General features: G+C 58.3%; 21 protein-coding genes. 11 read left to right on the top strand and 10 right to left on the bottom strand.

Going from position 1 to position 20407, the window contains the following annotated elements; all coding sequences use genetic code 11:
- The first annotated feature begins 8 nt into the window (after positions 1-8).
- Both HF945_RS14960 and HF945_RS14965 read left to right on the top strand, forming a co-directional pair.
- Entirely contained in the window at positions 9-1472 is a 1464-nt protein-coding gene (locus HF945_RS14960; RefSeq protein WP_290523364.1) for an amidase, read from the top strand.
- Positions 1469-2389 (top strand): SDR family oxidoreductase, encoded by a 921-nt coding sequence (locus tag HF945_RS14965; RefSeq protein ID WP_290523365.1) that lies wholly within the window; start codon positions 1469-1471, stop codon positions 2387-2389. The genes HF945_RS14960 and HF945_RS14965 overlap by 4 nt, the downstream gene beginning before the upstream one ends.
- Before the next feature lie 30 nt (positions 2390-2419).
- Here HF945_RS14965 and HF945_RS14970 read toward each other — a convergent pair whose 3' ends face one another.
- On the bottom strand, positions 2420-3412 hold the full coding sequence (locus tag HF945_RS14970) for an AraC family transcriptional regulator (RefSeq protein WP_290523366.1): 993 nt from the start codon (positions 3410-3412) through the stop codon (positions 2420-2422).
- A 92-nt stretch (positions 3413-3504) separates the two neighbouring features.
- Between HF945_RS14970 and HF945_RS14975 the strand changes: the two genes are divergently transcribed.
- From HF945_RS14975 to HF945_RS15005, 7 genes are all read left to right on the top strand, one after another.
- Positions 3505-4575, top strand: coding sequence for a fatty acid desaturase (locus HF945_RS14975; RefSeq protein WP_290523367.1), 1071 nt, complete (start codon positions 3505-3507; stop codon positions 4573-4575).
- 317 nt (positions 4576-4892) lie between these two features.
- Entirely contained in the window at positions 4893-5258 is a 366-nt protein-coding gene (locus tag HF945_RS14980; protein ID WP_290523368.1) for a hypothetical protein, read from the top strand.
- A 432-nt stretch (positions 5259-5690) separates the two neighbouring features.
- Positions 5691-6005 carry a hypothetical protein gene (locus HF945_RS14985; RefSeq protein WP_290523369.1) on the top strand — a complete coding sequence of 105 codons (315 nt, stop codon included), beginning with the start codon at positions 5691-5693 and terminating at the stop codon, positions 6003-6005.
- 92 nt (positions 6006-6097) lie between these two features.
- Positions 6098-6415, top strand: coding sequence for an antibiotic biosynthesis monooxygenase (locus HF945_RS14990; RefSeq protein ID WP_290523370.1), 318 nt, complete (start codon positions 6098-6100; stop codon positions 6413-6415).
- 87 nt (positions 6416-6502) lie between these two features.
- Positions 6503-7105 carry a hypothetical protein gene (locus tag HF945_RS14995; RefSeq protein ID WP_290523371.1) on the top strand — a complete coding sequence of 201 codons (603 nt, stop codon included), beginning with the start codon at positions 6503-6505 and terminating at the stop codon, positions 7103-7105.
- 132 nt (positions 7106-7237) lie between these two features.
- A complete protein-coding gene (locus HF945_RS15000; protein ID WP_290523372.1) occupies positions 7238-7678 on the top strand; it encodes a DUF3592 domain-containing protein in 441 nt (146 codons plus the stop codon).
- A 42-nt stretch (positions 7679-7720) separates the two neighbouring features.
- The gene (locus tag HF945_RS15005; RefSeq protein ID WP_290523373.1) at positions 7721-8158 is read left to right on the top strand and encodes a DUF4124 domain-containing protein; all 438 of its coding nucleotides are present in this window, start codon (positions 7721-7723) and stop codon (positions 8156-8158) included.
- A 176-nt stretch (positions 8159-8334) separates the two neighbouring features.
- On the opposite strand, the gene mmsB is transcribed toward HF945_RS15005, so the two are convergent.
- The 3 genes from mmsB to HF945_RS15020 all read right to left on the bottom strand — a co-directional run bounded on the left by mmsB (position 8335) and on the right by HF945_RS15020 (position 12191).
- Positions 8335-9231 carry a 3-hydroxyisobutyrate dehydrogenase gene (gene mmsB, locus HF945_RS15010; RefSeq protein ID WP_290523374.1) on the bottom strand — a complete coding sequence of 299 codons (897 nt, stop codon included), beginning with the start codon at positions 9229-9231 and terminating at the stop codon, positions 8335-8337.
- Positions 9232-9423: 192 nt separating this feature from the next.
- A complete protein-coding gene (locus tag HF945_RS15015) occupies positions 9424-10575 on the bottom strand; it encodes an acyl-CoA dehydrogenase family protein (RefSeq protein WP_290523375.1) in 1152 nt (383 codons plus the stop codon).
- A 119-nt stretch (positions 10576-10694) separates the two neighbouring features.
- Positions 10695-12191 carry a CoA-acylating methylmalonate-semialdehyde dehydrogenase gene (locus HF945_RS15020; RefSeq protein ID WP_290523376.1) on the bottom strand — a complete coding sequence of 499 codons (1497 nt, stop codon included), beginning with the start codon at positions 12189-12191 and terminating at the stop codon, positions 10695-10697.
- Between the two features lie 105 nt (positions 12192-12296).
- On the opposite strand from HF945_RS15020, the gene HF945_RS15025 reads away from it, so the two are divergent.
- Positions 12297-13205, top strand: a complete 909-nt coding sequence (locus tag HF945_RS15025; protein ID WP_290523377.1) for an AraC family transcriptional regulator — start codon at positions 12297-12299, stop codon at positions 13203-13205.
- A gap of 297 nt (positions 13206-13502) precedes the next feature.
- Here HF945_RS15025 and HF945_RS15030 read toward each other — a convergent pair whose 3' ends face one another.
- The 4 genes from HF945_RS15030 to HF945_RS15045 all read right to left on the bottom strand — a co-directional run bounded on the left by HF945_RS15030 (position 13503) and on the right by HF945_RS15045 (position 17581).
- Positions 13503-14237, bottom strand: coding sequence for a DUF1963 domain-containing protein (locus tag HF945_RS15030; protein ID WP_290523378.1), 735 nt, complete (start codon positions 14235-14237; stop codon positions 13503-13505).
- 149 nt (positions 14238-14386) lie between these two features.
- Entirely contained in the window at positions 14387-15853 is a 1467-nt protein-coding gene (locus HF945_RS15035; protein WP_290523379.1) for a GTPase/DUF3482 domain-containing protein, read from the bottom strand.
- 63 nt (positions 15854-15916) lie between these two features.
- The gene (locus HF945_RS15040; RefSeq protein ID WP_290523380.1) at positions 15917-17269 is read right to left on the bottom strand and encodes a DUF2868 domain-containing protein; all 1353 of its coding nucleotides are present in this window, start codon (positions 17267-17269) and stop codon (positions 15917-15919) included.
- A 12-nt stretch (positions 17270-17281) separates the two neighbouring features.
- Positions 17282-17581, bottom strand: coding sequence for a hypothetical protein (locus tag HF945_RS15045; RefSeq protein ID WP_290523381.1), 300 nt, complete (start codon positions 17579-17581; stop codon positions 17282-17284).
- A 143-nt stretch (positions 17582-17724) separates the two neighbouring features.
- On the opposite strand from HF945_RS15045, the gene HF945_RS15050 reads away from it, so the two are divergent.
- Positions 17725-18498: an ATP-binding protein gene (locus HF945_RS15050; RefSeq protein ID WP_290523382.1), complete on the top strand. Its 774-nt coding sequence runs from the start codon at positions 17725-17727 to the stop codon at positions 18496-18498.
- A 145-nt stretch (positions 18499-18643) separates the two neighbouring features.
- Here the strand turns inward: HF945_RS15050 and HF945_RS15055 are convergent, their stop codons facing one another.
- The gene (locus HF945_RS15055) at positions 18644-19678 is read right to left on the bottom strand and encodes an alpha/beta hydrolase (protein WP_290523383.1); all 1035 of its coding nucleotides are present in this window, start codon (positions 19676-19678) and stop codon (positions 18644-18646) included.
- 70 nt (positions 19679-19748) lie between these two features.
- Positions 19749-20369 carry an outer membrane beta-barrel protein gene (locus HF945_RS15060; RefSeq protein ID WP_290523384.1) on the bottom strand — a complete coding sequence of 207 codons (621 nt, stop codon included), beginning with the start codon at positions 20367-20369 and terminating at the stop codon, positions 19749-19751.
- Positions 20370-20407 lie beyond the last annotated feature (38 nt).

Genomic DNA, 20407 nt, shown 5'->3' on the forward strand with positions numbered 1-20407 from the left:
TCCCGACAATGACAGCACCCTCCCCTATACCCCCGCGTTTGCATGCCTTCCGCGACGACGCTCTGGGTACCAGTGATGCCACTGAACTGGCCCAACGCCTGCAAAAAGGCGAGATCACCTCTACACAAGCCACCGAAGCCGCCATCGCCCGACTCAATGCCGCCAGCGATCTGAACGGCCTGGTACTCAACACCTTTGAAGACGCCCGCCAGCGGGCCGCACACACGCGCTTCGACGGATTCTTTGCCGGCGTGCCCAGCCTGATCAAGGACAATATCGACCTGCAAGGGCTGGCCACCGGTCACGGCAGCGCCGCAGTGGGCAGCAAACCCATGAAGCAAACCAGCGCGCTGGCCAAACAATACCTGGCCCAGGGCTTCAATCTGCTGGGCAAGAGTACCCTGCCCGCCTTTGGTTTCACCGCCTCCACGGAAATGGCCCACGCCCCGGCCACCCGCAACCCTTGGCATCTGGATCATTCTGCCGGCGGGTCCTCCGGAGGCAGCGCAGCACTGGTTGCCGCCGGCGCTGTGCCTATCGCCCATGGCAATGATGGCGGTGGCTCCATTCGCATTCCTGCCGCGGTCTGCGGGCTGGTAGGGCTGAAATGCACCCGCGGCCGGCTTGTCACCCAGGAAGCCGCCAAGGCACTGCCCGTGAATATCATCAGTGATGGTGTACTCACGCGCACGGTGCGCGATACCGCCAACTTTTTCATGGAAGCCGAAAAATATTATCGCAACCCCAAGCTTCCGCCTGTTGGGCAGGTCGACGGGCCGGGGCAGAAACGACTGCGCATTGGTTTGATGGTGGATTCCATCGCCGGCGAGCCCACTTGTGCACAAACCCGTCAGGCCGTTGAATCCACCGCCAGGTTGCTCAGCGACCTGGGGCACAAGGTGGAAATCGCCAGGATAGATCTACCCCAACGCTTTGTGGACGACTTCCTGCTTTATTGGGCCATGCTGGCCTTCTTCGTCAGCAAGTTCGGACGCATGCTGTTTCCACAGGGGTTCGAACACCACCAGCTCGACCCGCTTACCCTGGGGCTTGCCCGTTATTATCGGCAACGGTTCCTGAAAACCCCCGGAATGTTGCGCCAGCTGCGCAAGAGCCAAGCCCGCTATGCCGAGGTCTTTAATCAGTTTGATGTGATGCTGACACCGGTATTGGCCCATACCACACCCGAGCTTGGATTCCTGGGCGCCGCAGTGGATTTCGATACCCAACTGGAAAGGCTGCTGCGTTACACCACCTTCACACCGGCCAACAATGCAGCAGGAAGCCCCGGTATTTCGCTACCACTGGGACAAGCAAACAATGGCCTGCCCATCGGAATACAACTCAATGGCCGCCACGGCGATGAGCGCACACTGCTGGAACTGGCCTTCGAACTGGAGAGCGCGCAGCCATTTAAAAGACTGGACCAGTTTCACCTGGCCCACACCGCAAAGAACGGAGACACAGTATGAAAGGGCAGTGGCTTTTCAATCACAAAACCACGGCGGATCAGGTGCTGGAAAACAAGGACCTGACAGGGAAAACCGCAATGGTAACCGGTGCCAATGGCGGCATCGGCTTTGAAACCGCACGGGCCCTGGCGGCAGCAGGGGCGCGCGTGATTCTCGCTTGCCGCAATCCGAAACTTGGCGAACAGGCGATATCCAGAATTCAGTGCGCTCACCCCCATGCCAGCGTTGAACTGGTATTACTGGATCTGGCCTCACCGGCCAGCGTGCGCGCTTGTGCCAATAACCTTCGTGAACGTGAAGCCCTGTCGCAGCTGGATATTCTGATCTGCAACGCCGGCTCCATGTCCACCCAGTACCAGCTCACTGAGGATGGCATCGAAAGGACCGTGGCGGTGTGTCACCTCGGCCACTTCCTGCTGTGCCAGGAACTGCTCGCTATGCTACTGCGCGCCCCGGCACCCCGTGTGGTCATGGTCTCCAGTGAGTCGCACAAATACCCGTTCAAACTCGATTTCGACAACCTGCTGGTTTCCAAAAAGCAGAACGCCATCACCGCCTTCAACGCCTACGGGCAAGCCAAACTTTGCAACGCCCTGATGGCACTGGAGCTGCAACAGCGCTATGGCGCCAAGGGGCTCACTGCCTGCGCCGTCCACCCCGGTGCGCTGGTAACAACCGGTTTCGGGAATGGCTCCTGGCTCACCCGGCTGGCCTTCAAGGTTGCCAGTCCGTTTACCAAAACGCCGAATCAGGGAGCCGCCACCAGCGTCATGTGTGCCACCCACGACAATAATGAAGACATTGCCGGCGGTTATTTCTCTCACTGCCGCCCGGCTCGTCGCTCCAAAGAAGCCGCGAACCCGGCAGTGGCTAAACGGCTTTGGGATTTTTCAGAACAGCATGTGCAGCATGGGTGATGCGGCAAGCTGCGTTTTGCCCTGTGCCGCCTATCGGAATTGACTGGGCGACACCCCGTACCATTTCTTGAAGGCCCGGGAAAACGCGCTCACTTCAGAAAAGCCCAACAGGAAGGCCATCTGCGTCACCGTCATCCCTGGCGTGCGCAGATGACGTTCCACCAACGTCTTGCGAGTGTCTTCCAGCAGCTGTTTCCAGCTCAGGCCTTCATCACTCAAGCGCCGCTGCAGGCTGCGGGTGCTCATGCAGCACTCCTCCGCCGCCTCCGATTGCGCCGGCTCCCCGTCCGGCAGACGCTGCTCGATCCACAGGCTTAACCGGCTGGCCAGCGAGGCTGGCTCGGCATCGGCCAGCCGCTGCGTCAGTGTGGCGTCCAGCATGGCCGCCAACTGGATATCGCTGGCCGCCAGCATTTTTTGGGCATTGCGTTTGTCAAACGCCAGGCTGTAATGCTCCGCCACCACCACTTCACAGCGACAATAACGGGCCAGGGCCTGCTTCAACCCCTCTTCCACCCATTCCGGCACCGACACCGCCACCGGGTTGTGATCACGGTGAATGCGAATACGCAGCAGGCGCACGATGGTGGCCATCACAAAGGCAATGGCCTGGGGGTGGGGCTGATGATCCGTATTGGACGTAAAGCGCAGGGCAACACTGTCGTCACCGGCCACCAGCTCGGTGACCACCAGATCACTGATTAACCGGTGAAACCGGGTAATGCGGTTAAGTACGCTATACAGGTCGCCGCCCGCCGCCACCGCCAGTCCCAAAGCCCCGAAGGTACTGTATTCCGCATGGCGGGCCACTTCGATGGCCATGCCCGGATCGCCCAGCTCCTCCAGGCAATCGTCCAGCAAGGCCGTGGATACCGACGCGTCCAGCTTGGCCTCAGGATCACGGACCACCGCAGGATCCAGGCCATTGCGACGCAGGATCGCCTCCCCATCCAGACCACGCTCGTGCAACAAATGGAGTAGCGGCCCCATGAGCAGTGCTGTCGCCTGTTTTTTTTCTGACATTGGCGTCCCCGGTCAAACGGTTGGCGGGCAAAGCCGAGTTTTCCTTCCCGGCCCGGCCTACAGTGATTGCCATCGAGAAATGGAGATTTCCCATGGCTACAGCACCTGCTCGCGGCAAGTCCGCAACAGATAAAAAAATTCAACGCGATATCATCGCCATCAGTGATGATATACGGCAACGCCACGGCTGGCTCAAGCACCAGAACGCCATCGGCTTCGGCATTTTTGCCATAGCCATTGCTGGCTGCACCCTCAACGCCGTGCTCTACCTGCAGGGCCTCATGCCTGCCTGGGCGGTGATCCTGCTTACCGCCTTCTGGACCTCCCTGCTGCACGAACTGGAACACGACCTGATCCACTGGATGTACTTCAAGAACAACAAGCTGGTTCATCACCTGATGATGCTCGGCGTGTACCTGTGGCGCCCCACCACCATCAACCCCTGGGTACGTCGCCACCTGCACTTCCATCACCACAAACACTCCGGCAGTGAAACCGACCTGGAAGAGCGCGGCATCACCAACGGCGAAAAGTGGGGCCTCAAGCGCCTGATCATGGTGGGCGACAACATGCTCGCCGTGTACCTGCGCGCCATCAAATACCTGACTGAGCCGGTAAAGCTCTACCGTCGTGGCGTTATCACCCGCAAAGACATTCGCAACTTCCGCCTGATCGGCCTGGTGAGCTACAACCCGCTGGGCGTCATCGTCCACGCCATCTGGCATGGCTTTGTGCTCTACCACCTGCTCAACGGCATTGCCTGGCTGGCCGGTACCAGCATCGCCTGGCCGGAAGTGGTGACGGCACAGCTGAGCTGGATTACTCCGCTGGTGGTGGTACTGATCGCTCCCAACATGCTGCGTACCTTCTCCCTGCACTTCATCTCGTCCAACATGCATTACTACGGCGACAATGAGCCGGGCAAGATCACCGAACAGTGCCAGGTGTTGAATGTCTGGTGGCTATGGCCCCTGCAGGCATTCTGCTTCAACTTCGGCAGCACCCACGCTATCCACCACTTTGTGGTCCGTGACCCCTTCTATGTAAGGCAGATGACCGCCAAGCGGGCCCACCTAGTGCTGAAGGAAAACGGCGTGCGTTTCAACGACCTGGGCACCTTCCGCCGCGCCAATCGCATGCACGAAAAACCGCAAACCGCCTGATCAGCAAGCGCTCACCGACAGAAGCCCGCCTTGTGCGGGCTTTTCTGTTTTCAACGGAACCCCCTCCTCCAGCCGCCCTCAGTTTTGCAATTCTCTTTATAATCAAGCACTTTGCTGTGAGCGTATCCAGAATTGCCCGCCCAGAGTTATATAGAACACTCCTTATAACTCCGTGTAGGAGATTGGCTATAGCCTCTCAACCCTTTGTTATGGCAGGCTTTTTATCGGGGAGTATGTACGAGGGTTCCAGAGTTATATAGAACCGAGTTATACGGAACGTTCTAATTAATACGCTGTTAGTGTGAAAGAGGGTGGTTATGCACTATTGGCCTTACATTATTGTGATGCCTACATTGTTGGGGGTTCTCACTGGCATAGTTTTCGCAATTTCGTCGAGGAAAAAGGTTAAGTCAGCAACAGAGCTTTTTATTGCCGGTGTTTTTCTTGCGATCTTTTTTTCTATTCTTGCTGGAAGTGTTCCTGGGCCTTGGCAGGCACCAAACGGGTATATTTTGGAAAGTCCGGGCTCAGGACCTGGCTCGGAGGAAATGGTTGAAGGTTTTGTTGCAGCACAGGTAAAGCTAATGTTGTACCAAGTTGGGTTCACTGTTTTGTGTATGGTTCCTTGCTTGTATATGGTTCGGCGGTTTATCGGATCGCCAAATGCAGACACTAACAAGTAGCAGCAGGCCGACCTTCGGCGGCTGTGCTGGGCGTTATGTTCGATTATGAGTGAAGATTGTACTAACGAATTCAAGCGCCTTAACACACGAATAGGTCTGTATTGGATATTTCTCATAGGCTACTTGATAGTGGCGACTATGCTTTTTGATGTGGTGCCCAAAAATTTAAAGTGGAGCTCTTCGCCTCATTTTTATTTTTTCTGTGTGATTGGCTTTGGTTTATTGCTCCTGCTCAGGCTCATTTCGCCTAGATGCCCAAGCTGTGGTCGGGGTCTATACTCCATTATTGAATTTAGAAGGTTTCCTTTTTTCATAAAAAGCTGGATCGGGAAGAGCTGTTCTGGCTGTGGTGCAAAACTGAGAACATAACAAGGCGCTGCTGCCGACAAGCGGCAGAGCGCAGCGTTATGCGTAAATAGGATTGATTGAGAAATGGCGAATAATTGGAATATTCCAGCAGAGCTAGAAAAAGAAATCCGAGAGCGAGATAAAGTCTGCGTTTATTGCGGCAATGAATTCTTGTCTCACAAAGTCTCGGCTAAAGCATCTGCAAGCTGGGAGCACATTATTAATGACGCCTCTATTATCACTAGAGAAAATATCTGTTTGTGTTGCCGTGGCTGCAATGCAAGCAAAGGCCAAAAGCAGCTTTCTGTTTGGCTGCAAACTAATTACTGCAAAGAGCGCGGCATTACACCAGAGTCAGTTGCACCAATCATTAAACAGGCAATAGCTAATGGCCAGTAATTCACGCATAACCAGTGCAAGCAACAGGACTGTTAAAAAGCTAGCGCTTTTAAACAGCCGCTGTTGCAGGCGTTAAATGAATAGAAGGATCTATGTCTGAGATAGCCAATACCCCCGAACCACCATATTACGCGGTTATATTCAGCAGCCACCGTACAGAAGGCGACGATGGTTACGGTGATATGGCTGGCCGGATGGTTGAGTTGGCGGCGGAGCAACCAGGGTTTCTCGGCTTCGAGTCTGCCAGAGAGGGGTTGGGTATTACTGTGTCGTATTGGGAAAGTCTTGAGTCCATAGCTAGCTGGAAGAGTAATTCCGAGCATAGTGAAGCCCAGCGGCTGGGGCATGAAAAATGGTACTCAGAATTTCGGGTTCGTGTGGCTAGGGTGGAACGCGAGTATGGCATTTAACAAGTGGCGGCAGCAGGACCAAATTTCCGCTCGTTCCTCACTTCAATTTGTCCGCTGCGCCAGGCGTTAGGCATAAAGGATGAAACTATGAACAGTCTAGAAATACTCGAAAAATTGAGAACAAGTGAACCTCAGTTACTGACAGATTTACCCGAAACGTATGGCATTTATGCTCTCTGGGATCACGAGAAGAAAATCCGATACATTGGTTGCACGCCGAAAGCGACAGAAGGCTTCAGAAAGCGAGTTGGAAGTAAACACGTTACTGGCAGTGAAGGGCGTAGCCATAAGTTTTCTCAAGCCTATTGCACGGGCAGAATGTGGAGGTACTGCAAGAAGTTAGATCCTTCAGCCGCTCTAAATGCTCAAGATCCAAATGATGCAAAACTAGCAAAAAGACTGCGGACATTATTTATACGCAAGCACTGCAGGGTCACGTTTGTTGAGATCCCTGCGGAGAAGCGTGCAGGGAATTATTTCTCCTTTCTAACTTCTCTAGAGTCTGAAGTTCTTGCCCTTGCACCTTCCAGCATGCGTTTATGGGAAAAAATTGGATTTTCTCCTTTAAAAGAACCAATTGTTCTCGTGGATGAGCTACTTGAAGAAAACCCCAAACTTAAGGACGCCGCAGAAAGGCAGGCGCTGATATACAGGAAATACATTGAGCATAAGGAGTCAGCGATTGCCTAACAAGGCCAGGCACGGCGACTTTTTCATTCCGGCTTCGCCTGCACTACAAAGGCGCGCATGCTGGCAGCGTTACCACACCAAGCTCCTCAAGAAGCACCAGCCAACCATCAAGGCAGAATTTTGTGAGGGAAGATGAAGATAATCGGTTATCTGATTGGCGGGGCCCTGCTGTTGATGATTCTACTCGGGCCCGCTATCGGCCTGTATCTGGTATCAAAAGACACCGTTGCTGCATTGCGTTATGACGGGAGCGAACAGGCCCAGATAATCGATTGTCGTTCTATTCGTGCAGGCGGACAGAATTCACGATACAACCGCGTACCCGTGGTACAGAGACCCTCTGGGCAAACGCTCTCCGGGACGGTGGATGAGATACGCTTTTTCCGTGAGTGCGATGACCAGATCGGCACCACCGTCGAAGTCCTGTATGACACGGAAGCGCCAGACAATGCGCGGATCAATACTTTTTTGGAAATGTGGTTTCTGCCTATCGTTATCGGGGCTGTTAACTTGATCTGGTACGCTGCGGTGATTGTCGGTTATGCCAGAAAATATCGAAACCGGAATCAATGACATGGCCAGCCTGCAAACCTGGCAAGTTCAAAAGGAACCATCATGAAGGGATTGCTTTCACTTTTATTGGTTTGCCTGTGTGCAGTGGCTTGGTCATCCGGCATTTACCGTTGGGTAGACGACCAGGGCAATGTTCACTTTTCTGATTCCCCCTCCGAGGCGCACGCTTCGGAGAGTTTGAAACTCAAAATCAACACCTTCGAAAGCGTCACTTACGACAGTCTCTCCGTTGCACTTCCCTCCTCCGATAAACGCCACCGGGTTGTCATGTACTCCGCCAGCTGGTGCGGTGTGTGCACAAAGGCAAGGCGCTATTTTGAAGCCAATAACATTGGCTTTACCGAATACGATGTTGAAACCAGCCAGGCGGGTAAAGCGGGATTTGAGAAGCTGAACGGGAAGGGAGTGCCCATCATTCTGGTTGGCAACAAACGCATGAATGGTTTCAGCGCCGCGACTTTTGAGAAGCTCTATCAGTAACCCTTTTCACATCACCGGTTGAGTTTTTCACCTGGCCTTACCCTCACCGCCCGCTCCTTCCGCTGGCAGTCGATAGTTAACAGTGAATAGTGAACAGTTAACAGCGAAACAAAAAAAGGCCGCAGCCCGGTTGGGGCGCGGCTTTTTTATTTTCGTTATTAACTATTAATTGTTCATTATTCATTGCGTTCTTTGTGGCGAAAGAAACGCTGTATGCTGGAAAAATCCTTGTCCGAATAACCGTGATTGCCATGGGCGGCATAGAGGGATTTGGCCAGATTGCCCATGGGTGTGGCGGACTGGGAACTGAGAGCCGCCTGCAGGGCCAGGCCCAGGTCCTTGTTCATCAGCTTCACCGCAAAGCCGCCTTCATAATCTTTCGATGACGGCACGTTTTCCATCACGCCGGGCCAGGGGTTGTACTTGTCCAGGGACCAGTTGTCTCCGGAGCTGGCCTTCATGATGTCCGACAGCACTGCGGGGTCGAGGCCGTGGTCCGCGCCCATCTGTAGCGCTTCGGCGGTGCCGATCATGTGGATGGCGAGAAGCATGTTGTTGCAGATTTTCGCCAGCTGCCCGGCGCCGTTGTCGCCAGCACGGAACACCTGGGCGCCCATGCATTCCAGCACCGGGCGGGCCTGGTCGATGGCCTGTGTTTCACCGCCACAGATAAAGGTGAGGGAGCCGGCTTTGGCTCCCCCCACACCGCCGGAAACCGGCGCATCAATCATCACCCTGCCCTGTTCTTTGGCCATACCGGCCACATCACGGGCGGTGTCCGCGTCGATGGTGGAGCAGTCGATGATCAGGGCGCTGGGATCAATGTGCTGCAACACGCCATCCTCTCCCAGATAGAGGCCACGCACGGCACCCGCTGAAGGCAACATGCTGATCACCACCTCAGCACCCTGCACCGCTTGTGCGGCACTGCCTGCTGCTTTGGCGCCCTGTTCCACCGCCGTCTTGAGCAGCTCTGGAACCAGATCAAAGGCGGTTACCTCGTGTCCGGCCTTGACCAGGTTCGCCGCCATGGGGCCACCCATATGACCGACACCGAAGAATCCGATTTTCATTGTTCTCTCTCCTTCGCATTTTCTTTCTGTAGGAGCGGCGCTCGAGCCGCGAACCGCATATTGGGATAACCTCGCTGGAACCTTCGCAGCTCTGGCGCCGCTCCTACGGCGGTGTTTTGATTTGCGTCCGGCTTTCGACGTCCGACCTTCTTCCAGAAAAGATCGCCTGCAGGCAGGCTCCTACTGCGCTCATTACAAAAACGACAGATCCTTCAGCACATTACGCGCGATAATCACGCGCATGATTTCGTTGGTGCCTTCCAGAATCTGGTGGACGCGGGCATCGCGCAGGTAACGTTCCAGTGGATACTCGCGGATGTAACCGTAGCCTCCGTGTAACTGCAGCGCCTGGTTGCAGATGTTGAAGCACAGATCGGTGGCCAGGCGCTTGGCCATGGCACAGAGCATGCTCTTGTCGCTGTGATTCTGGTCCAGTTTCCAGGCCGCGAGCCGTACCATCTGTTGTGCAGCCACCAGTTCCGTGGCCATGTCGGCCAGGGTAAATTGCACTGTCTGGAAATCACTGATGGCCTGGCCGAACTGTTTGCGTTCCTGCACATAGGCCTGGGCCTGCTGCAATGCCGCCTGGGCAGCGCCAAGGGAACAACTGGCGATATTGATACGGCCGCCATCCAGGCCACCCATGGCGATCTTGAAACCCTGCCCTTCCTCACCCATCAGACATTCGGCAGGAATGCGCGCCTCTTCCATGATCACGGCGCGGGTGGGCTGGCTTTTCCAGCCCATCTTGTCTTCGTTGCGACCGTAGGAAACGCCCGGCGTATCCGCCGGTACCGCAAAGCAGGAAATGCCTCCAGCTCCGGGGCCGCCGGTACGTGCCATGAGCACCAGCACATCGGTATCACCGGCGCCGGAAATAAACGCCTTGGCGCCGTTCAGCACATAGCTGTCACCGTCCTTTCGGGCGGTGGTGGAGAGCGATGCCGCATCCGACCCCGCATTGGGTTCGGTGAGGCAATAGGACGCCAGCTTTTTGCCCGCCATCAGGTCATCGGCCCAGCGTGCCCGTGTGGCGTCATTACCAAACTGCGTCAGCATCCAGGTGGCCATGTTGTGGATGGTGATGAACGCGGTGGTAGAGGTGCAGCCTTGGGACAGCTGTTCGAAAATCAGTGCCGCATCAAGACGGGACAGCCCCATACCACCCAGCTCTTCAGAACAGTACAGGGAACAAAACCCCAGCTCGCCGGCTTTACGAATGGCATCTTTGGGGAAAATACTTTTCGCATCCCATTCCGCCGCAAACGGGGCCAGCTCCTTTTCGGAAAACTGTCGTGCGGTTTCGCGGAAAGCCTGCTGTTCTTCATTAAAAGAAAAGTCCACGGTTGTCTCTCTGCGGCTGTTCCTGTTCAGCAACCTTTGTGGGAGCTTGCCTGCAAGCGAATCGGCCTTGGATTAAAACCTTTCGCTTGCAAGCAAGCTCCCACAGGGTGCCCGCTGGATTATTTCAAATGAATGCTCATGTTTGGGCCGGAAGCCGGGATGTCGTCTTCGAACCAGCGGCTGGTGACAGTTTTGGTTTCGGTGTAGAAACGCACCGCCTGTTTGCCGTAGGCATGCTGATCACCATAGAACGACCCCTTCCAGCCGGTGAAGCTGAAGAACGGCAGCGGCACCGGGATAGGCACATTGATACCCACCTGCCCCACTTCCACTTCATGTTGGTATTTACGTGCCGCGGCGCCACTGGCGGTAAAGATGGAGGTGCCATTGCCGTAGGGACTGTTGTTCACCAATTGCAGGGCGTCTTCGAGGGTATCCACGCTGACACAACACAGTACCGGGCCGAAAATTTCTTCCTTGTAGATGGACATGTCCGGGGTCACATCCGAAAACAGGGTCGGGCCGACCCAGTTGCCGTCGGGCAGACCGTCCACAGTACAATCGGAACCATCCAGCAAACAGGTGGCGCCCTCTTCCTTGCCTTGTTTGATCAGGGTCAGCACACGCTGCTTTGCCTGCGGGCTGATCTGCGGACCGTACGCCGCTTGCGGATCATTCCACGCACCCGGGCGGATTTTCGCAAACTCGTCTTTCAGTTCATCGATCCACGCTTTCGAATCTCCCACGAACACCGCCACGCTGATAGCCATGCAACGCTGACCGGCCGCGCCACAGGACGCCCCCACCAGACTGTTGATGACCTGATCCTTGTTGGCATCCGGCATGATCACCATGTGATTCTTGGCACCGGCAAAACACTGGGCACGTTTCATGTGATCGGTGGCGGTGCGATACACATGCTGGCCCACCGGCACGGACCCTACGAAGGACACCGCCTTGATGTCCGGATGGGTCAGCAGGGTATCCACCTGTTCTTTGCCGCCGTGCACCAGCTGCAACACACCGGGAGGCGCACCAGCTTCCAGAAACAGTTCTGCCAGACGGTTGGGCGTCATGGGGTCCTGTTCGGATGGCTTGAGCACGAAGGTGTTGCCGGCGGCGATGGCCAACGGGAACATCCACAGGGGAATCATGGCCGGGAAGTTGAACGGGGTAATGCCGGCGCACACGCCCAGGGGCTGGGTCCAGGAGTGGGTGTCGATACTGCGCGCCACATTCTCCACGGTTTCACCCATCATCAATGAAGCGATGTTGGCCGCCTGCTCGGCCACTTCGATGCCGCGCCACACATCCCCCTTGGCATCCTCGAAGGTCTTGCCGGTTTCCTGACTGAGGATCTCGGCGATTTCTTCCTGGTGCTCCTTGAGCAAGGCCTGATAACGCAGCATCAGTCGGGCCCGCTCGGACACCGGCACTTCCTTCCAGCTTTCAAAAGCCCCTTTGGCGGCAGCGATGGCCTGTTCCATTTCGTCAGGGGTGGTGGCTGGCGCCTCGCACAGCACCGCCTGGGTGGCAGGGTTGGTCACCGGGATCCACTGGTCGGTGGTGCTGGCGACAAATTCACCGTTGATCAGCAGGGGCATGCGACGGCTCATGGGGCTCTCCGGAATGTCAGTCGTTGGCGTTATGGCTCTGTTGTAGCACAGCGCCGCCCTGCGGCAGATAGCCTCTTTTGCTCCTGATGGATTATATTGCGGTTTATGGACTACACACCTTCCCCCAGTCACGCCCCGGCAGAACCCTCCAGCTGGCCATTACCGGCCAGCGGCCAGCGGACCATCATTCCCCCCGCTGTGCTGGACAGCATTGCCGGGCATCCACTCTGTGACGGCTGCATGCCACACGGGGTGGGCTATTACCCGCAAGCCCGTGGGCACCGAATGCAAAGGCACAACCCTGCGGATTTCCTGTTGATCTACTGCATCAGCGGGCGTGGGGAGCTACAGGTTGAAGGGCGCCGCTACACGGTGGCAGGGGGCGAGCTGGTGCTGCTTCCCGCCACCCTCGCCCATCGCTACCAGGCCGACAGCCGTGATCCCTGGAGCATTTACTGGGTGCATCTGGGGGGCCATGAAGTGCCGCGTTTTTTTGACGAAATTGCCGGGCACAGCGGGGGCCGCACCGTGCGGGTAGGAGTGCATTCGCGGCTGGCGGAAGAGTTTCAGGCGCTGCTGGCCGCAGCTACCCGGGTGCAGCCGGAGCACCTGGTGTATGCCGCCAACCTGCTGCGCAGCCTGCTGGCATTCGCCGCCCTGATGCGCCATCAGCATGATGTGCGCCATGCCACCCTGGATGTGAACAGGGTCAACGGCTATCTGCAGACCGCCCTGCATCGGCGCCTGACCCTGGATGAGTTGGCGGCGGCCACCAGCGAGCTGTCCCGCTATCACTTCATTCGTGAATACAAGCGCCAGACCGGGCAAACCCCCATGCAGGCCTTTCAGCGCATCAAGGTGAGCCATGCCTGCTACCTGCTGGATATCACCGAGGACACCGTGGCGGAAATCGCCGCCCGACTGGGCCATGACGATCCGTATTATTTTTCCCGGCTGTTCAAGCGGGTGATGGGCGTGTCGCCGCAGCGGTATCGGCAGGAGAGGGGGCAGTAGCGACAAGCGACAACGCGGGAGATAGAGTTCAAAGTTTAAAGTTCAAAGTTTAAACGCGGGCCAGGGCGGCAGAGTTTGCGATGCCTTGCCCGCGCTCATCGGTAAGGGCGCGGGCACAGCAGCCCAAAACGGCAAAAACCCTCTCGCGCCTTTTCAACTTTGAACTTTGAACTTTCAACTGCTGTTCTCCCTGGCTCGGATCGCTTGCAGGCATACCCTGACGAGCACAGAGAGCTCCTACAGCCTATCCAGCCACGGCGATCCGTGTTGCGTGCAGCGTGTTGCTTGATGCATCTCTTAAACTGGCCGGCTTTGCCAGGTGAGCGTCATCACGTCGCGGTGGGTCTCGCACTGGAAAATGTGCGCACAGCCGTAGTGGCCAAAGCGGAATGGCAGGGTATCCACGGAATCCAGCTGCATCACGAACTGCATGGGTTCCCGGCAGCAGGGGCAGCTGGGGTAGCTCACGTTGTCGACCCAGTGGGGCCAGCCCATCAGCTTGTCACCGGGGCGCGGGGCCGGGCGGTGGGCATGAAGTAACGCCAGGGTGCCATCCAGCGCACCATCAGGATCATTGATCGCCGCGGTTTCCTTTTGGTCCGGGTAGTCCGCCAGGGGAATCCAGCCGGTCAGTGAACGTTCCGGAAGGGCATCTGGCAAGCGTACCGGCAGCGCATCAAAACCGTTGGCCTGGTCGCGGGGAATCACCCGTACCAGGGACGCATCAGAGAAGGGCAGGTGGGACTGACCCAGCACCTCACAGTCTTCCTCGCCATTGGTGCAATAGAACACCTGCAACACCCCATCACCGAAGGGGGAGCGCATGTTGCGAGGCAAATCACGGGATTCCAGCTGCACAAACAGCTGCATCGGCTGATGACAATGCCCGCAGCAAGGCCAGGATTCGTCAGGTTTCAGCAGCGGCAGACCACCGAACTTGGACATGGCACCCGGTACCGCCGGACCGGCTTGGGGACGCCAGGCGGGGCGGGAAAAGGAAGCCAGTCTTAGTTTGATTTCTTCAGGCAGCATGGGGTGTCCTCAATCTCTCGATTCCACCATGCCAGCATCACCCGCGAACCTCCTTCACAAACCGCTGCCAGGGCATTTTTAGGGACTGAGCGGCGTGCAAATTTTGAACTTGTGAACCATCCCGCAGGCTAAATGTGCGCAGATTTGCATTATTGGCCTTCTGAAAATCGCTTCATCTGCCACTGGGCGAAGGCCTGCTGGGCCAGCTCCAGCTGCTCAATCAGCCGCTGCCGCTTGCTGGGCTCAAACCGCCGCCGGGACAACGCCAGCAGGGATTTCTGCAAGCCATTGCGGTCCCCCCGGGACAGCTCCTCAAGCCAGTGGCCATCACTGTCGGTGACCACCAGCACATCCCGGCCGGCATGGTTACGCTGGCTGATCTGGTACCAGTGCACCAGCGCCCGTCCCAGCACCACATAACCAAACTGGGGATCTTTCAGGGGACCATAAATGGCTTCCCGGAAGCCACCGCTGAGCGGACCCAGCTTCACTTTGGTGAGTTTGTCACTGTAGTAATAACTGCCTGCGGCACCGAGCAATCCGCCAATCAGGGCCCCCGTCCCCAGGGAATGACCAAGGGTGGCCGCATCCAACCCGGCGCCGCCCACGGCGCCGGCACCAAAGCCCGCCGCGGCCAGCTGGCCCTTGCTGATGCCCCACAACTGCCGGGTGCGTTCGCCGAACAGGTCATCCCCATCCGGCAGGGAGAGATCCGATTCCTGCCGCTGCAAACGGCGATGCTGATAAAGATCTTCCACACTGTGACGCAGACGCTGCTCCCGCTCACGCTGCCAGGCTTGCCAGCGCTGGCGCAGGGTAGGCAACAGGAGCGCAGCACGCTCGTGCTCTCCCAGCCGGACGGTTTGCTGATGGCCGAGCATCTCGATCAGGGCATCCGCCATGCACTCCAGCGCCTGATGGTCGCGGCCGAATTTGAGCGCCTGCAGATATTCCAGTGCTGCATCCAGGGGTTCGCGCCAGTTTGGTGCCAGTTCACCGAAGCTGCGCAACAGTTCCAGGTGCTTTTCGAACGGTGCGCGCACCGCATCAAAGCGTCTCACGATCTGGAAGTACTGCCCCAGGGCGGCCTCCCAGTCAGCGCTGTAGTCATCGCTGCCGATCTGGTTAATCAACGCCAGGCTGGGGCGGCCCGTCCAGCGCAGGATGTTCATTTCTGCTTCGTGCTCCCGGTTGTAGGGCACGGATCCATCCACCACATAGATGATGCCGGCGCCCTCCACGATGGGACGCAACAATTCGCATTCGTCGTGGTAGCGCGGATCATCGCTGTGCTGTGTCACGAACGCCGCCACCGTGTCGGGACGGTCCGAGGCAGACAGACTGTGCCCCTGCAGCCAGGCCAGCACCTTGCGGGGACGCTGGAACCCTGGGGTGTCGACAAGCTCGTACAGGGTGAAGTCGTCCACTTTCATGGGGTAGCGGTGGCTGTCACGGGTGGTGCCGGACTCCATGGCAATGGCAATGGAGTCGTTCTGGGCCAGGGTGGCTACCACGCTGGATTTACCCTTGTTGGGGTGGCCGACCACGGCAAAGCGGGGCAGGGCAGCGTCGCTGTGGCGGTCGTCGTGGGTCTGTGTCTTGCCGTTGTCGTCCATGGTGTCAGCGTGTCGTGATGATCAATACCAAGTGGCGGAGATCGGCTTTCGCCGATTTCCGCCCTACGGGAGATTCGCTGCGCAGAGCAGCAGGCTTGCGTCCTTTTGACGCTCAATGAAGCGCTGCCACTGGGCCAGCAACTTGTCATCGGTGAGCTCGCCACCCTGTTCATCGGCCAGTGGCACCAGCGCCAGCAGGGTGCCGGCGGGCCATTGCTCGCGAGCGTCCAGCAGGAAGTCGGCCAGTTCGCCGGTGGGCGGCTCCCAGCCCCGCGCCACCAGAATCACCGGCTGGCCTCGCTCGCCAGCCCGACGCAGGGTGTCCGCATCCTCCTCCAGACTGCTGTTGCCGCCGGCACGGAGCTGCAGCGGCGACGCCTGCGTGGTCAGCTGGGCCACCAACCCGGCACTGGCCTGGCCGGCACCGGCCCAGTGGATCAGGGTGCCCGTCTCTGGCAGCGGCGCCATGGCCACCTGCACCGGTGCAGGCTGGCGGGGAGCCTCTTCGTCGCCACGGGTTTCTACCCACGGGGTTTCAAAGCGGTAGAACAGCGGCTGGTAACCCGGATGACGACGCAGCGAAGCGGCCGCCTGCCAACGCACCTGCAGTGCCGCCAGCACCAGCAGTGCCAGGCGCGGCAGGACCACGTAGGTCAGCCAGGCCATCAGTATGAAAGGCCACCAGTTACCCAGCAACGCCGGATCACTCACCGGGTTATCGCCAAGCCGGTAGTACTGCGAGGCGGCCACCAGCTCGGCACTGGGAAATGCCGCCGGCCAGAGCGACTGCCAGGGCAGGGCAACCACGGACACCAGCCGGTGGTAGCCCTCGGCAGAAGCCTGCAGGGTAGTGCTCCAGCCAAAGGCCAGATCCTGTACCGTCACCATGGCCAGCAGGGTGAGCAGGCCGCTGATGGCAAACATCAGTCCACCGGTATGGGCGATACGGGCAGACAGGGCAGGCCGCAGTGGCTGTAGCGGATCACCCTGTTCAGCCGTGCGGCCCAGCAGACTGGCCCAGGGCTGCCAGCCCAGCCAGGCTTGCAGACTGGTCAGCAGTGCCAGCCCCAGCTGCACCCCCACCAGCAGCAACAGCAGGGTCACATTGATCTGGCGACTGCCATCATAGAACAGCAGCCCCGCCATGAAAGCCGCACCCAGCACCGTCCCCAGCCCGGCAAAGATCCAGCGCGCCTGGCGCCAGCGACGCAGGCGCGGATCCCTTCCACTGGACTGACGCTGATCATTGAGGGCGCGCAGTTCCGCCAGCCATGTGTCCGCGGTCAGCGGTTGCCGCTGGTCCTGCTGCTGTTGGGCGAAACGGCGATCACGCCGGTGTAGAAACGCCTGCGACTGCTGGCTGTCACGACGGTATTGGTCATCGAAATCCAGCAGCCGGGTCAGGGGTGACGTCAACGACGAACTCGCTTATTCGGTGGTGTCTTCCGGAGCGGCAGCCGGGCTGGCCAGCGCGTCTTTCTTCGGGGAGGAGTACATCACCCCGTCCTGGGCACAGGCCATGCAGGCGTTGCCATATTCACCGATGATGCCGCCGTCCTCGTCATAGCCAAATGCCGGACGGTAATCCTGGGTGCACATCTCGGGGGGATCTTCCGGGCAGCTTTCCGTATCAGCGGGCAGGCCCATGGGGTAATCGGTATCGTACTTGTAGGTGCAGCCGGCAAACATCAGTGCCAGTGCCGGCAGGGCCAGGTACGCAGCTTTCATCCGGGTTCTCCTGAGCAATTAAATAGCTGAGTAATAACTGAGTATTGTGCAAGCATAGTCAAAGCGCACCGCCAACGCATGCTTGTGTGAACGAAATTCTCTAAAATTTACCCTTTGCGAATTTTTCCCGCCGAGAGGTTTCCATGAGCACGACCCAACCCATCGACTGGCGCACCCTGCCCGCCGCCATCTGGCGTGGCCGTACCGGCACTCTGCGACCGGTACCCAAGCCGGACCCGGTGCGCCTGGATGACCTGCTTGGTATCGATACCCAGAAACAGAAAATCATCCAGAACACCGAACGCTTTCTGGCGGGCAAGCCCTGTAACCATGTGCTGCTGTGGGGCAGTCGCGGCACTGGCAAGTCTTCCATCGTCAAGGCCTTGCTGAACGAGTTTGCACCCAGGGGCCTGCGCGTGATCGAGGTGGACAAGGATGACCTGCACGACCTGCCGGACATCGTTGACGACATTCGCGAGCGCCAGCAACGCTTTATCATTTATTGCGATGATCTGTCGTTTGAAGAGGGCGAGAACCAGTACAAGCACCTGAAGAGTGTGCTGGAAGGATCACTGGAACTGCCGCCGGAGAATGTGCGTATCTATGCCACCAGCAACCGCCGACATCTGTTGCCGGAATACATGAACGACAACGCCGACTCTCGGGTAGTAGAGGGTGAGCTCCATCATGGTGATGCGGTGGAAGAAAAGATTTCCCTGGCCGACCGTTTCGGTCTGGGACTAAGCTTTTATCCGATCAGCGAACCCCAGTATTTCGAGATCGTTGAGCATCTGTTTGGCCAGGTGAAAGACCGCCAGCAACTGCATATTCGCGCGCGCCGCTTTTCCATTGAAAAGGGTGTGCGCTCCGGGCGTACCGCACGGCAGTTTTATAATCAGTTTGTGGGGGAGTTTTGAAGGCGAGTCGAAAGTTTAAAGTTCAAAGTTGAAACGCGGGCCGGGTTGTCCTGTCTGCAAGGCCCTGCCCGCGATTACCGGTAACGGCGCGGGCTCAAACGCCCGAAATCCTTGCGCGCCTGCCCGCGCTTTTAAACTTTCAACTTTAAACTTTCAACTGCTTCACCGCCGCATCGCAGATTTCATCCACGGCTTTTCTCGCCGCCGGGATGGCGCCGCCCATGCTGATGAAACCGTGCACCAGTTGGGGGAAATCCAGGCTGGTAACGTCCACGCCGGCGGCGCGCAGTTTTTCCGCGTATTCCAGACCTTCATCCCGCAGCGGATCCGTGGCAGTGATCACAATCGCAGGGGGCAGACCATCCAGCTCCGGGTTGCGCAAGGGCGACACCCGGTAATCCGCCATCATCACGGGATCCGGAATAAAGTGGCTGCGGAACCAGGTGAGCAACGGCAGGTCCAGTCCGAAACCCTGCCCCAGGGTCTGCACGGATTCATGTTCCAGCGCCCCGTCCGTGGTCGGATAGATGAGCACCTGCAGCGCCGGCAACGCCAGCCCCGCCAGCTTGGCCTGCTGGCAGACCACCGCGCTGAGGTTGCCGCCGGCACTGTCACCCATGACCGCCAGCCGTTCGGGATCCAGCCCCAGGGCGGCGGTGTTGTCCAGCAGCCAGCGCCACACGGCGAGGGAATCATCGGCACCGGTGGGCGAGGGATATTCCGGGGCGAGGCGGTAATCCACACTCAACACCACGGTGTTGGTGCGCTCGGCAATGTAGCGGCAGAGCCGGTCATATTCTTCCACCCCGCCCACGGTGAAGCCGCCACCGTGGAAGTACAGGATGGCCGGGGCCAGGCGCGGCGCGTTCTCCGGGCGATAGCGGCGCACCAGCACAGCTGTGTCGTCTGCCACAGGCACCTGATGATCCACCACCACCGGCATGGGACGCTCGGCCACATCCAGCAGCGCGATCATGTCCTGATAGAGCTTGCGCGCTTGCGCCACCGGCACCGTATTGAGGGCAGGCTTGGCCGCACTGAGGGCCAACAGCAAGCGGATATGCGGATCGAGATGATCCCGGCCCCGGGTTTCCATTCCCGCCGCCAGCCGGGAGAGCACCGGCCGGGGCAACAGCATCAGGGATTTCAGCGCGGCGCGCTCCAGGGCAACCAGGTTCATCGACACTCCTTAATCTCGGCGCACGGCGGCAGGCCAGCTGCGCACTGGAAACAGAATCAGCGCGAGTGTATCAGAAATACCATTCCAGACCGCCCTCGATACCCGTGACGGTGATGTATTCCTTGTCCACGTATTGCATGTACTGCAGGCTCAGGCCGATGTCCCAGGCGGTGCGCACGCCGATGGCGGCCCCGAAGGCCAGGCTGGTGTCATCATTGCGCTCCACATCACTGCGACAGCCCATGGCATTACAGCGGCTTGCCTCGGTCTTTACCTTCACATCGGCGATGCCGGCAAACCCCTGCACAAAGAAACTCTCCAGTTGCTGTTTGGCCACGGGGGACGCGAACGACCATTTGCCGGTGGCCAGCAAGGCGCCCACATGATCCACGGTGTAATCCACCTTGCTGCGGCGATTACCGCTACGGCGGGTGTCCGGCGATGGCCCGGTGCCCAGACGCAGCTCCACCCCCCAATGCTCATCCACCATGCCCCCCATACGCAGGGCCAGGCCGGAAGGGGTGGTCTCGTAGCGGTTGTAATCCAGATTGAGGTGCATCAGGTTGGCCGCTGCATAGGCATAGCGGGAATCCTGAAAGTGGGCCACCTGGGCAGCAGGCTCATTCCCGGCATCGTCTGCCGCCCACAGGGCGGGGCTGAGCAGTACCCCGAAAAGCATCCAGTAACGCATGGAAGGTCGTCCTTTTTGTTATTCTTTGAGTCACGGTA

Source organism: Alcanivorax sp. (assembly GCF_017794965.1).
Lineage (GTDB): Bacteria > Pseudomonadota > Gammaproteobacteria > Pseudomonadales > Alcanivoracaceae > Alcanivorax.

Bases quoted from the DNA above. Each gene is read 5' to 3' on its own strand.
- HF945_RS15025 (WP_290523377.1), top strand. From the start codon at position 12,297: ATGGACTACACACCTTCCCCCAGTCACGCCCCGGCAGAACCCTCCAGC.
- HF945_RS15060 (WP_290523384.1), bottom strand. From the start codon at position 20,369: ATGCGTTACTGGATGCTTTTCGGGGTACTGCTCAGCCCCGCCCTGTGG.
- HF945_RS14975 (WP_290523367.1), top strand. From the start codon at position 3,505: ATGGCTACAGCACCTGCTCGCGGCAAGTCCGCAACAGATAAAAAAATT.
- mmsB (WP_290523374.1), bottom strand. From the start codon at position 9,231: ATGAAAATCGGATTCTTCGGTGTCGGTCATATGGGTGGCCCCATGGCG.
- HF945_RS14985 (WP_290523369.1), top strand. From the start codon at position 5,691: ATGGCGAATAATTGGAATATTCCAGCAGAGCTAGAAAAAGAAATCCGA.
- HF945_RS14960 (WP_290523364.1), top strand. From the start codon at position 9: ATGACAGCACCCTCCCCTATACCCCCGCGTTTGCATGCCTTCCGCGAC.
- HF945_RS15030 (WP_290523378.1), bottom strand. From the start codon at position 14,237: ATGCTGCCTGAAGAAATCAAACTAAGACTGGCTTCCTTTTCCCGCCCC.
- HF945_RS14995 (WP_290523371.1), top strand. From the start codon at position 6,503: ATGAACAGTCTAGAAATACTCGAAAAATTGAGAACAAGTGAACCTCAG.
- HF945_RS15055 (WP_290523383.1), bottom strand. From the start codon at position 19,678: ATGAACCTGGTTGCCCTGGAGCGCGCCGCGCTGAAATCCCTGATGCTG.
- HF945_RS15020 (WP_290523376.1), bottom strand. From the start codon at position 12,191: ATGAGCCGTCGCATGCCCCTGCTGATCAACGGTGAATTTGTCGCCAGC.
- HF945_RS15035 (WP_290523379.1), bottom strand. From the start codon at position 15,853: ATGGACGACAACGGCAAGACACAGACCCACGACGACCGCCACAGCGAC.
- HF945_RS15005 (WP_290523373.1), top strand. From the start codon at position 7,721: ATGAAGGGATTGCTTTCACTTTTATTGGTTTGCCTGTGTGCAGTGGCT.
- HF945_RS14990 (WP_290523370.1), top strand. From the start codon at position 6,098: ATGTCTGAGATAGCCAATACCCCCGAACCACCATATTACGCGGTTATA.
- HF945_RS15050 (WP_290523382.1), top strand. From the start codon at position 17,725: ATGAGCACGACCCAACCCATCGACTGGCGCACCCTGCCCGCCGCCATC.
- HF945_RS14980 (WP_290523368.1), top strand. From the start codon at position 4,893: ATGCACTATTGGCCTTACATTATTGTGATGCCTACATTGTTGGGGGTT.
- HF945_RS15045 (WP_290523381.1), bottom strand. From the start codon at position 17,581: ATGAAAGCTGCGTACCTGGCCCTGCCGGCACTGGCACTGATGTTTGCC.
- HF945_RS14970 (WP_290523366.1), bottom strand. From the start codon at position 3,412: ATGTCAGAAAAAAAACAGGCGACAGCACTGCTCATGGGGCCGCTACTC.
- HF945_RS14965 (WP_290523365.1), top strand. From the start codon at position 1,469: ATGAAAGGGCAGTGGCTTTTCAATCACAAAACCACGGCGGATCAGGTG.
- HF945_RS15000 (WP_290523372.1), top strand. From the start codon at position 7,238: ATGAAGATAATCGGTTATCTGATTGGCGGGGCCCTGCTGTTGATGATT.